Consider the following 12680-nt stretch of genomic DNA (forward strand, 5'->3'; position numbering starts at 1 on the left):
TCGGTCTTGGCGGCGAAGTAGTGGTAGAACGTGCCTTTGGCGACTTTCGCCTCTTCCACGATGCTGCTGATGGTGGTGGCTTCCACGCCGTTGGCCAGGAACAGCTTCTCCGCGGCGGCCATCAACTCCTCAAGCCGCACTTCGGCGGGTTTGGTCCGAGGGGGACGCGGCTGGGCGGCGGGAAGCGGGGCTTTGGCGCGGGTCGATCTCATTGAAACATTCCAGGCGGCTGGCAAAGACGCCCAGTTTAAGGGAAACCGACGGGCGTCAACGCACCCGGCTCACTTGGGCGGCCCATTGATCCGGGCATAGCTCAGCAGATCAGCCGCATAGCACTCGCACGCGGCCGACTCCAGGCCGCGCCGGTCCAGCACGGCGATGTCGCCGCGGTGGTAGGCGATCAGCTTGCGCTGCTGCAGCGCCGACGCCGCCACGGTCACGCCCACCCGTCGCACGCCCAGCATGTGGGCCAGGTATTCGTGGGTCAGATGGAAATGGTCGGCGTGGGCGCGGTCTTGCGTCATCAGCAGCCAGCGCGCCAGCCGGCCCTCGACCAGATGGGAGTGCATGCAGGCGGCCGCCTGCGCCAGCTGCTGCAGCACGACCACCGTGTAACCATTGATCAACTGGCGCAGCGCCAGGCTGGCGTCAAGCTCCTGCCGGAAAAGGTCCGCGCGCATGCGCAAGGCGATTCCGCCGCCTTGCACCACGGCACGCAGTTGCGAGGTATCGGTGCCCAACGGCACGTCGACGCTCCACATGCCTTCGTTGCCGATCAACCCGACCTCCAGCGACGGGCCGCGCGCCAGCGGCAGGATCAGCGAGATGTAGCTGCGCGTCGGGAAGTACACGTCGCCCATGCGCCCGCCGGGCTGCAGCAAGCATTGGCCAAAGACCAGTTCGACCGCTTCGAAGCGTCCGAGCAACCTGGCCCGTTCGCGCCCGGGCAACGCCTCAAGCAAGCGGTTGGGCACGTCTTCATACACGGATCGGGCAAGTGGCACGTTCGGTTTCCGGTTCGCCCCGTCAGGGGCGTACTGCCTCGGCGCGCCGGCTCAGCAGGCGCTCGTATTCGTCGCGGACTACGGTGTAGCACTCGCACACGCGCGCCTCGAGCCCGACGCGGTCCGTCACCTGGATGTGGCCGCGACGGTAGCGGATCAAGCCCGCCGCCTGCAGATGCCCGGCCGCCTCGGTCACCCCTTCACGCCGCACGCCGAGCATGTTGGCGATCAGTTCCTGCGTCATCACGATCTCGTTGGACCGCAAGCGGTCCAGGCTCAGCAACAGCCAGCGGCAAAGCTGCTGGTCCAGCGAGTGGTGCCGGTTGCACACGGCCGTCTGCGCCATCTGCGTCAACAGCGCCTGCGTGTAACGCAGCAACAGGTGCTGCATGGCGCCGCCCCGGTCGAATTCGTCCTTCAGCGCCTGGCCCTTCAACTGGTAGGCCGAGCCGGCGCTTTGCACAATGGCGCGGCTGGGGGTGGTCTCTCCGCCCATGAAGAGCGACACGCCGACGATGCCCTCGTTGCCCACGACGGCGATTTCGGTCGACGCGCCGTCTTCCATGACGCACAAGAGCGAGACAATGCAATCGACGGGGAAACAGACGTGCCGCATGCGGCCGCCCGGTTCGTACAGCGCCTTGCCAAGCGGCATCGCGACGCGTTCAAGCAGCGGAAACAGGCGGTCCTGCTCTTCTGGAGGCAATGCCGCCAGCAGGTGGTTCTGGGTGGGATCGTGTGAGTCAGGCATGGCGGCTCCCCTGCAACAAGCCCAATGCAGTCCCGCGAGTCGGGCGGGCGCAATCCGAAGGCGCTCCGACAGGCCTTACCCGTTCGGCAAGGGTAATCGGCAGGCGCTTGGTGCGCTGCCGAACAGAGTGCCTCCAGGGTAGCGCACTATTGCTCCGTCCCCCGGTTTGTCTTTCCCATCCTGGCGTCCAGGTATTTCTGCATCAGCCCCCGTGTGGAGCTGTCATGGTTCTGCATGCCCGTCATGCCGGCGCGCAGTTCGTGGACGATGCGCAGCGCCAGCGTCTTGCCCAGTTCCACGCCCCACTGGTCGAAGGAATCGATGTTCCATGCCACCCCTTGCGTAAAGGCGCTGTGTTCATACATCGCCACCAGCGCGCCCAGCGCATGCGGGGTCAGCCGGGCGGCCAGCAGCGTATTGCTGGGACGGTTGCCTTCCACATGGCGGTGCGGCGTGGCTGCGGCGCCGCCATCGGCCAAGGCCTGACCGAACGCCAGCGCTTCGGCCTGCGCGAACATGTTGGCCAGCAGTTCTTCATGCTGACGGGCCGAGGCCGCAAGCGGCATCAGGAACCCGATGAAATCGCAGGGCACCATCTGGGTGCCCTGGTGCAGCAGCTGGTGGAAGGAATGCTGGCCGTTCGTGCCGCAAGCGCCCCAATACACGGGGCCGGTGTGCCCCGCCACGGGCGCGCCCTCCTGCGTCACGGACTTGCCGTTGCTTTCCATCATCAATTGCTGCACGTAAGACGGAAAAAGCCGCAGATGGTGGTCGTACGGCAGGACGGCAACGGTTCGCGCACCCAGGCAGTTGTTGTTCCAGATTGCCATCAAGCCGTGCATGACCGGCAGGTTCCGCTCCAGCGGCGCGCTGCGGAAATGCGTGTCCATGTCGTGGCAGCCGGCCAGCATGTCGCCAAAGGCCTCGGGCCCGACCGCCACCATCAGCGCCAGCCCCATGGCGGAGCACAGCGAATAACGTCCGTTGACCCAGTCCCAGATCTCCAATACGCGGTCCGGCGCGATGCCCGCCTGGATCGCGGCCTTGCGGTTGCCCGTCACTGCCACGAAATGCGCCTGCAACGCGTCTTCGTCCTGCAGCGCCTGCAGGCACCAGGCCCGCGCCGACGCGGCATTGTGCAGGGTTTCCGAGGTCTGCCAGCTTTTTGAACAGACAATGAACAGCGTTTCGCGCGGGTCCAGGCCCTGCGTGGCCTGCGCGAAATCCGCACCGTCCACGTTCGACACGAAGCGCACCCGCAGGCCGGGCTGGGCGTAGTGTTCAAGCGCCGCGCAGGCCATCTCCACGCCGATCGCAGACCCGCCGATGCCCAGGTTGATCACATTCCGGATGGGGATGCCGGTGCCGCCCAGGCAGGCGCCGCCGCGCAATTGCATGGCCAGTGCCGCCATCCGGCGCAGCGCTTTCTGCACATCGGGTCCGACGTCATGGCCGTCTACCTGCACGGCCTGCCCGGCAGGCATGCGCAATGCGACGTGCAGCGCCGCGCGCCCTTCGCTGGCATTGATGGCGTCGCCGTGGAACATGGCGTCGATCCGCGCGGGCAGCCGGCATTCCTTGGCCAGTTGCACCAGAAGCTGCAAGGTTCTCGGGGTGACCCGGTTCTTGGAATAGTCCAGATACCAGCCCGCCGCCTCCAGCGTCAGGCGCGCCCCGCGCGCCGGGTCTTCCATGAAGAGTTGCCGCAGGCGGGCCGGGTGCATGGCTTGCAGATGGCCCGCCAGCGCCTGCCACGCGTGCGTGAGTCGCGGTGTGGCCTGTTGCCCCGCATCCTGACTGTCCATCGACTTCACCTCCCGCCCCTAAAGCCGGCCCGTACAAGGACGTCGCACGTTGCATGGCGATGCGGTCGGGCTCGCGTCGGTTATGGCATAGGCCTCGCGCCGCGTCCGTGCGGTAGCGCACAGAGCCGGCGCGCGCGCTTGGTCACTCTATAGGCGGGACGTCGCCACCCTGGCGACGCCTTTGCGCCAATGGATCACGTCCGACCGAGTATCAATGAAACCCATAGCCTGGCCTTCCCTGGAGGCCGCCCCCGAATGGATCGACCTGTTCGCGCGCAGCAAGCCCTCGCTCAGTTCCGCCGAAAGCGAGCCGCCGCTGCGCGCCGAACTGTTCAATGCCCAGCAGATGGAAGCGCACGGCCAGGCGCTGGCGCATGTCCATGCGCTGGGCGCCTTTCGCGCGCCGGACAACCTGCTGCCCCGGTTGACGGAAAACCAGTCGCTGCTGGCCCAGGCTTGCGCGCTGCTGATCGAATCCATGCAGCAAAACCGCCAGATCACGCCGGCGGACGAATGGCTGCTGGACAACTTCTATCTGATCGAAGAACAGATCCGGCTGGCCAAGCGGCATCTGCCCAAGGGGTACAGCCGCAGCCTGCCCAAGCTGGCCGCGGGCCCCTCGCAGGGGCTTCCCCGGGTATACGACATCGCGCTGGAGATGATCTCGCACAGCGACGCGCGGATCGACGCGGACGGAATCAGCGCGTTCGTGGCCGCGTATCAGCGGATCGAACCCCTGCAGCTGGGCGAGCTCTGGGCCATTCCCATCATGATGCGCCTGGCCCTGATCGAGAACCTGAGACGCGTGGCGATCCGCCTGGCCTACGCCAACATGAACCGGGGCTTGGCGGACACCTGGGCCGACGCCATGCGCAAGGCCGCGCAGGACGACCCCACCAGCCTGATCCTCGTCATCGCCAACATGGCGCGGTCGAATCCGCCCATAGACGGCGCCTTCGTGGCCGAACTCGCCCGCCGCCTGCAAGGCCACGGGCCGGCGCTGGCATTGCCATTGACCTGGTTCGAGCAGCGCCTGGCCCAATCCAACCTGACCATCGAGCAGATGGTCGTGGCCGAGAACCAGCAGCAGGCGGCCGACCAGGTCTCCATCAGCAACAGCATCGGCAGCCTGCGCGCGCTGTCGAAGACGAACTGGAACGAATTCGTCGAAGCCATCAGCCTGGTGGAGCAGACGTTGCGCCAGGACCCCGCCGCGGTCTACGCCGGCATGGACTTTCCGACCCGGGACCGCTACCGCCATCGGGTGGAGCGCCTGGCCAGGCATTCCGAGCGGTCCGAGATCGAACTGGCCACCATGGCGATCGATCTGGCGCGTGCGGTGGCGCCAGACGCCCATGCCGACGCCCCCGCCGACCCGCGCCGGCGGCACGTCGGCTTCTATCTGATTGATCAAGGCCTGGCCGAGCTGGTGAAGCAGGGCAAGGTCCGGCTGAGCGTGACGGACCGGTTGGCGCGCCTGTCGCCCGGCACGGCCCTGGCCGGCTACGCGGCGGCGATCGTGTTGATGACGGGCGCCTTGTCCGCGCTGCTGGTGTTCGTGGCCCGCTCGGCGGGCGCCCAGCCCTGGCCGCTGGCCGCATTGGCGGTGCTGTCATTGATCGGCACCAGCCATTTGTCGGTTGCCGTCATCAACTGGTCGCTGACCTGGCTGGTGCGTCCGCAACGCCTGCCTCGGATGGATTACGCGAAACGCATCCCGGACGCTGCCCGCTGCCTGGTCGCGGTGCCGTCCATGCTGATTGACATCGATGACGGCGAACAGCTGGCCGAATCGCTGGAGATCCGGTTCCTGGCGAACCCGGGCGATAACCTGAGCTTCTGCCTGCTGACGGATTTCGCGGATGCGGCATCCGAACACCTGCCCGCGGACGCGTTGCTGCTGGAGCGCGCCAAGACGCATGTCCAGGCGCTGAACCACAAATACCGGCGGCTGGGCCGAAGCCCCTTTTTCCTGTTGCACCGCCCTCGCCGCTGGAACGCCCACGAACAGGTGTGGATGGGCCAGGAAAGAAAGCGCGGCAAACTGGCCGATCTGAACGGCCTGCTTCGCAGCCAAGGCACGGGCGCCTTCTCGTGCGTGGTCGGCGATCTGGATGCGCTGGCCGGCGTGAAGTACGTCATCACGCTGGACACCGACACGGAATTGCCCCGGGAAAGCGCCTGGAAGCTGATCGGCGCCATGGCGCACCCCCTGAACCAGGCCCAGTTCGATCCCGTCCGGCGTCGCGTCACGCGGGGGTACGGCATCCTCCAGCCACGCGTGGCCGTCAACCTGGCCGACCTGGCCGCCTCCGCCTATGCGCGCCTTAATGGCGGTGACGCCGGCATCGACCCTTACACCAACACCGTATCGGACGTCTATCAGGACACCTTCAAGGAAGGGTCTTTCGTCGGCAAGGGCATCTATGACGTCGATGCGTTCGAGGCGGCGCTGAAGGACTGCTTTCCCGACAACCGCGTGCTGAGCCACGACCTGCTGGAGGGCTGCTACGCCCGTTCGGGCCTGCTGAGCGATGTGCAGTTGTTCGAAGGGCATCCCGCCCGCTATTCGGCCGATGTCAGCCGCCGCCATCGCTGGATACGGGGCGACTGGCAATTGCTGGGCTGGCTGTTCGGCCACCCGCCGCGACCGCCCGGCACGGCGGGCGGGCCGCCTCTGGCTTGGCTGGCGCGCTGCAAGATCCTGGACAATCTGCGGCGCAGCCTCGTGTCGCCCAGCCTGGTGCTGTTGATGGCGCTGGGCTGGACCCTGCTGCCGCATCCCTGGTTGTGGACGGTGGCCGGTGTGCTGGTCGTGTTCCTGCCCGCGCTGTTCGCCTCGGCCCTCGGCGCGGTCAGAAAGGGCGACGATGTCTTGCTGGCGCAGCATCTGGTCGGCTGGGTGCCGTCGACGCTCAAGCAGTTCAGCCGGGCCGCGTTTGCGTTCAGTGCAATGGCGCACGAGGCGCTTTACCACCTGGACGCCATTGGCCGCACGCTGTACCGGCTGACGATCTCGCACCGCCGCTTGCTGGAATGGAAGCCGTCCAACGTCACCAACCGCGACGGCGCGGCGCGTTCGGGCCCGTGGCTGCTATCCGTATGGGGGTCGCCACTGCTGGCGCTGGCGATCGGCGCCTGCGTCCTGCGCTGGAACCCGTCGGCCTGGCCCGCGGCGGTCCCGGTGCTGGCCTTGTGGGCCCTGATGCCGGCCATCGCCTGGCGCCTGAGCCGGCCGCCCATCGCCGCGAAAACAGCGCTGTCACCCGGCCAGGACCAGTTCCTGCGCTTGCTGGCGCGCAAGACCTGGTCATTCTTCGATGGACATGGCGGGGCCGAGGACAACTGGCTGATCCCGGACAACGTGCAGGACCGGCCAGCGCCCACGACCGCGCACCGGACCTCGCCCACCAATCTGGGGCTGGCCCTGTTGTCGAACCTGGCTGCGCATGACTTCGGCTACCTGCAGGCGGGCCGTCTGATGGAACGCACGCAAGCCACCTTAAGCACGATGGGCAAGCTCGAGCGCTACCTGGGCCATTTCTACAACTGGTACGACACTCTCACGCTGGCCCCCCTGCACCCGCTGTACATCTCGACCGTGGACAGCGGCAATCTGGCCGGCCACCTGCTGACGCTGCGTCCCGGGCTGCTGGCGCTGGCCCAGGCCCCGATCCTGCATCCGCGCACCTTCGCGGGCCTGGCCGACGCCCTGGCGGTGCTGCGGGACAGCTTGCCGGCCAACGCCTTCCCTGCGCTGGAGGTGCTGGATGCCGCGCTGCTGACTGCGCAGGTACCGGGCGACCGCGCGCCCAAGACGCTGGCTCAGACCCGGCAACGCCTGGAGCACATCCGCCAACTCGGCTACGGCCTGCTGGAAGCCTTCGAGGCGCCCGCCTACGCTGAACCGCTATGGCATTGCCAGGCCATGTTGCGCCAGTGCGAAGAGGCGCGCGACGAACTGGCCCTGCTGGCGCCATGGCCCGACCGGCCCGCCGACGCCCCGTGGCAGGACATCCCGGCCTTGCAGGACATGCCCACGCTGCAGCAGGTAGCCGATCAAGGAGGCGGCGTGCTTGCCGCCTTGCGGGCCCGCTTGTCCGCGCCCGACACGACGCCCGACGAGCGTGCGTGGTTGCTGCAAACCGAGCTTGCTGTCGTGCTGGCGGCGGACCGTGCCACCCAACGATGCGCCGCACTCGAGAAACTGGCCGACACGCTGGCCGACATGGCGGTGGCGGAATACGGCTTCCTGTACGACAAGGGCAGCCGCCTTCTGGCCATCGGCTACAACCTGACCGAGCGCCGGCGCGACGAAGGCCTGTACGACCTGCTGGCGTCCGAGGCGCGCCTGGGCAGCTTCGTGGCGATCGCGCAGGGGCAATTGCCGCAAGAGACCTGGTTCGCGCTGGGCCGGCAGTTGAGCAATTCCCCGGGCGGACCGGTGCTGCTGTCCTGGAGCGGGTCCATGTTCGAATACCTGATGCCCCGGCTCGTGATGCCGTCCTACCCCCAGACCCTGCTGGATCAGACCTGCCTGTCGGCCGTGCGCACGCAGATCGATTACGGCGACAAGCTGGGCATCCCCTGGGGCATGTCCGAAAGCGCCTACAACCTGTTCGATGTCGGCATGAACTACCAGTACCGCGCGTTCGGCGTGCCGGGGCTGGGATTGAAGCGCGGTCTGGCCGATGACGTGGTGGTGGCGCCGTACGCGTCGATGCTGGCGCTGATGGTGGCGCCCGACGAGGCCTGCCGCAACCTGCAGCGGCTGGCCAAAGACCAGTTGATCGGGCGTTACGGGCTATACGAGGCCATCGACTACACGCCGCGCCGTCAACCGCCCGGCAAGAACGGCACCATCGTGTACGCCTACATGGCGCACCATCAGGGCATGGGCTTCCTGTCGCTTGCCAGCGTCTTGCTGGGCCGCACGATGCAGGCCCGCTTCGAGGCCGACCCCTCGTTCCAGGCCACCATGCTGCTGCTTCAGGAACGCGTTCCACGCGCCGCAGCCGCCTACGCCAAGGCCACCGAGCTGTCGGTGATCCGCAGCACGCCGCCTGGCCAGGCCGAGGTGTCCGTGCGCGTGCTGGACACCGCCGACACGCCCATCCCCGAAGTCCAGTTGCTGTCCAACGGCCGCTATCACGTGATGGTGACCAACAGCGGCGCGGGCTCCAGCCGCTGGCGGGACCTGGCCGTCACGCGCTGGCGCGAAGACGGCACCTGCGACAACTGGGGCACGTTCTGCTATCTGCGCGACACGGACAGCGGCCGCGTCTGGTCCACGTCCTATCAGCCGACCTTGCAGCGCCCCGACCATTACGAAGTGATCTTCTCGGAAGGACGCGCGGAGTTCCGGCGCACCGACGATCAGATCGACACGCATACGGAAATCGTCGTATCGCCCGAAGACGACATCGAATTGCGGCGCTGCCGCCTGACCAACCGCGGGCGCGAACGCCGCACCCTGGAGATCACCTGCTATGCCGAGGTCGTGATCGCGCCGGCCATGGCCGACGAACTGCATCCGGCCTTCAGCAACCTCTTCATCCAGACCGAAATCGTGCCGTCCGAACGCGCCATCCTCAGCACACGGCGCGGCCGCAGCCCGGAAGACAATCCGCCGTGGATGTTCCAGCTGCTGGCCATCCACGGCGGCGACCCGGGCCGCGCCTCGTATGAAACGGACCGGGCGCAATTCCTGGGACGCGGCCGCTCCGTGGCCGATCCGCTGGCGATGGACTCCCCCGGCCCGCTGTCGGGCAGCCAGGGCTCCGTGCTGGACCCGGTGTCCGCCATCCGCTGCACGATCACGCTGGAACCCGAAGAAACCGCCGTCGTCGATCTGGTGCAAGGCGTGGGCGACAGCCGCAGCGCCTGCATGAACCTGATCAGCAAGTACCAGGACCGCCATCTGGCGGATCGCGCGCTGGAACTGGCCTGGACCCATGCGCAGGTGCTGGTGCGCCAGCTGAATGCCACCGAAGCCGACGCCCAGCTGTACGCCCGCCTGGCCAACGCCATCGTCTATCAGAACCCCACGCTGCGGGCCGACGCCGCGACGCTCGTCAAGAACCGCCGCGGGCAGTCCGGCCTGTGGGGCTATGCCATCTCGGGCGATCTGCCGATCGTGCTGCTGCGCATCAAGGATCCGGCCAATTTCGAACTGGTCCGCCAGTTGGTGCAGGCCCATGCCTATTGGCGGCAAAAGGGCGTCGTCGTGGATCTGGTGATCTGGAACGAAGACACCGGCACTTATCGCCAGGCCTTGCAGGACCGCATGATGGGGCTGATTTCGGCCGGGGTGGAATCGCACATCATCGACCGGCCGGGCGGCATCTTCGTGCGTCCGGGCGACCAGATCTCCGAAGAAGACCGCACGCTGCTGCTGGCCGTCTCCCGGGTGTCGCTCAGCGACGCGCAGGGCACGCTGGCCAACCAGGTCAACCGCCTGGCGCTGCCCGAGACGCGCGTCGCGCCGCTCGTGATATCGGCCGCGCCCTTGCCGGCCTCGGCCGACATCCCGCCTGCCGCCGCGCCCGCGCCCCTGCTGCACGCCAACGGCCTGGGCGGCTTCACGGCCGACGGCGAGGAATACGTCATCACCACCACGCGCGACCAGCGCACGCCCGCCCCCTGGGTCAACGTCATCGCCAATGCCGCCGTCGGCACCGTCGTCTCGGAAAGCGGGCAGGCCTATAGCTGGGCGGGCAATGCCCATGAGTTCCGCCTGACGCCCTGGCACAACGACGGCGTGACCGACGCCTGCGGCGAAGCCTTCTATCTGCGCGACGAGATCAGCGGCCACTACTGGTCGGCCGCGCCTTACCCTGCGGGCGGGGAATCGGCCTACGTCACGCGTCACGGCTTCGGCTATACCGTCTTCGAGCACGTGGAGGACGGCATCGAATCCGAATTGCGCGTCCACGTCGCCCAAGCGTCGCCCGTCAAGTTCTACGTCCTGACGCTGCGCAACCGGTCCGGACGCCGCCGGCGCCTGTCCGCCACGGGGTATGTGGAATGGGTGCTGGGCGACCTGCGCGCGAAGTCCGCGATGCATGTGACCACCGAGGTCGACGCCGACACCGGCGCCCTGTTTGCCCGCAACAGCTTCAACGCCGACTACTCCGGGCACGTGGCCTACTTCGACACCAACAGCGCCAGCCGCAGCATGACGGGCGACCGCAAGGAGTTCATCGGCAGGAACGGCACGCTGCGCCACCCGCAAGCCCTGCGCCGCAGCCGCTTGTCAGGCCGTTGCGGCGCGGCGCTGGACCCTTGCGCCGCCATCCAGGTCCCCGCCACCTTGGACGACGGGCAAGACACCCAGATCCTGTTCCAGCTGGGCGCGTCATCCGAGGGCGCCGACGAGGCCCGGAGGCTGGTCCGCCACTATCGGGAAACAGGCGCCGCCGCCCACGAATCGCAAGCCGTCCGGCAATACTGGCGTGACACGCTGGACGTCGTGCGCGTCGAGACGCCGGACGCCACCGTGAATACGCTTGCCAATGGCTGGCTGCTGTATCAGACGCTGGCCTGCCGGCTATGGGCGCGCAGCGGCCATTACCAATCGGGCGGCGCCTACGGTTTCCGCGACCAGTTGCAGGACGTGATGGCGCTGGCGATCGCGCGCCCCGAGCTGACGCGCGCCCATCTGCTGCGCAGCGCGGCCCAGCAATTCGTGCAAGGCGACGTGCTGCATTGGTGGCACCCGCCCTCCAACCGGGGCATCCGCACCCGATGTTCCGACGACTACCTGTGGCTGCCGTACGCCACCAGCCACTACGTGGACGTCACCGGCGACATGGCCGTACTGGAAGAAAACGTGGGGTTCATCGAAGGGCGTCCGCTCAACCCGGGAGAATCGTCCAACTACGACCACCCCACCCCGTCCCGGGAATCCGCCAGCCTGTACGTGCACTGCACGCGCGCGCTGACGCATGCGCTGAACGCCTTGGGCGCCCACGGGCTGCCGCGCATCGGCTCGTGCGACTGGAACGACGGCATGGACAAGGTGGGCGACGCCGGCCGCGGCGTCAGCGTGTGGCTGGGCTTTTTCCTGCACGACACCTTGAACCGCTTCGCCCCGCTGGCCCGCGCGCGGGCCGACCTGCCGTTCGCCGCGTTCTGCGAATCGACGGCGCGGCAATTGGCCATGGATCTTGAACAGGCCGGTTGGGACGGCAACTGGTATCGCCGGGCCTATTTCGACGACGGCGCCCCGCTCGGGTCCGCCGAAAACCCCGAATGCCAGATCGATTCCATTTCGCAAAGCTGGGCCGTCCTGTCCGGCGTGGCCAGCCCGGACCGCGCGCGCGCGGCCATGCAGGCCGTGGACGACAGGCTGGTGGACGACGAGCTTGGCCTGATCCGCCTGCTGACGCCGCCGTTCGACAAGGCGCCGATGAACCCCGGGTACATCCGCGGCTACGTGCCGGGTGTGCGCGAAAACGGCGGCCAATACACCCACGCCGCCATCTGGACGGCGATGGCCTTCTGCGAACTGCGGGACGAAGCGCGCATCGGCCGACTGCTTCCCATGCTCAACCCCATCAACCATGCCGATACGCCGGCGGGCGCCGCCACCTACAAGGTGGAGCCCTATGTGATGGCCGCCGACATCTACACCACGCCGGGCCAGTCGGGGCGCGGCGGCTGGACCTGGTACACGGGGTCGTCCGGGTTGATGTACCGGCTGATCCTGGAGTCGGTGCTGGGCATGCGGCGGCGCGGCGACACGCTCAGCTTCCGCCCCTGCCTGCCCCCGGACTGGAACGGCTTCACGCTGCAATACCGCTTCGGCGGCGCGACCTATGTGGTCACCGCGGCGCGCGTACCTGGTGCCGCCGGTCCGCTGCGGGTCGCGCTGGATGGCGTCGACCAGGAAGACGGCGTGGTCCGATTGCGCGACGATGGCCAACTGCGGCAAGTACGCATCGAACTACCGCGCGGGCCGTAGCGGCCGCGCCCGACCCGCCCCGCGTCCCCGCTTGTCCAGGCGGAGACGCGGTTGGCGCGAGGACTAGTGGTTTTCCCTCAAAACTGCCAAAAATGGCGGATTCCCGATTCCCAAGCGGAATTCCCTCCGGTACATTTCGTCCAGTGGCCTGACCA

The 12680-nt window shown here is 67.6% G+C and carries 5 protein-coding genes; 1 reads left to right on the forward strand and 4 read right to left on the reverse strand.

Going from position 1 to position 12680, the window contains the following annotated elements; all coding sequences use genetic code 11:
• The 4 genes from ACO6D5_RS27490 to pgi form a co-directional block, all read right to left on the reverse strand.
• The coding region (locus tag ACO6D5_RS27490) for a helix-turn-helix domain-containing protein (protein ID WP_485827151.1) at positions 1 to 212 on the reverse strand (212 nt) is incomplete at its 3' end.
• 69 nt (positions 213 to 281) lie between these two features.
• Positions 282 to 1004 (reverse strand): Crp/Fnr family transcriptional regulator, encoded by a 723-nt coding sequence (locus ACO6D5_RS27495; RefSeq protein ID WP_485827152.1) that lies wholly within the window; start codon positions 1002 to 1004, stop codon positions 282 to 284.
• Between the two features lie 22 nt (positions 1005 to 1026).
• On the reverse strand, positions 1027 to 1755 hold the full coding sequence (locus ACO6D5_RS27500) for a Crp/Fnr family transcriptional regulator (RefSeq protein WP_485827153.1): 729 nt from the start codon (positions 1753 to 1755) through the stop codon (positions 1027 to 1029).
• Positions 1756 to 1901: 146 nt separating this feature from the next.
• Complete coding sequence (gene pgi / locus ACO6D5_RS27505; protein ID WP_485827154.1) at positions 1902 to 3560, reverse strand: glucose-6-phosphate isomerase; 1659 nt, start codon at positions 3558 to 3560, stop codon at positions 1902 to 1904.
• A gap of 214 nt (positions 3561 to 3774) precedes the next feature.
• Here pgi and ACO6D5_RS27510 point away from each other — a divergent pair, with 214 nt between their 5' ends.
• Positions 3775 to 12525 (forward strand): glycoside hydrolase family 94 protein, encoded by an 8751-nt coding sequence (locus tag ACO6D5_RS27510; protein WP_485827155.1) that lies wholly within the window; start codon positions 3775 to 3777, stop codon positions 12523 to 12525.
• Positions 12526 to 12680: the final 155 nt, after the last annotated feature.

It is taken from the genome of Achromobacter sp., assembly GCF_057314935.1.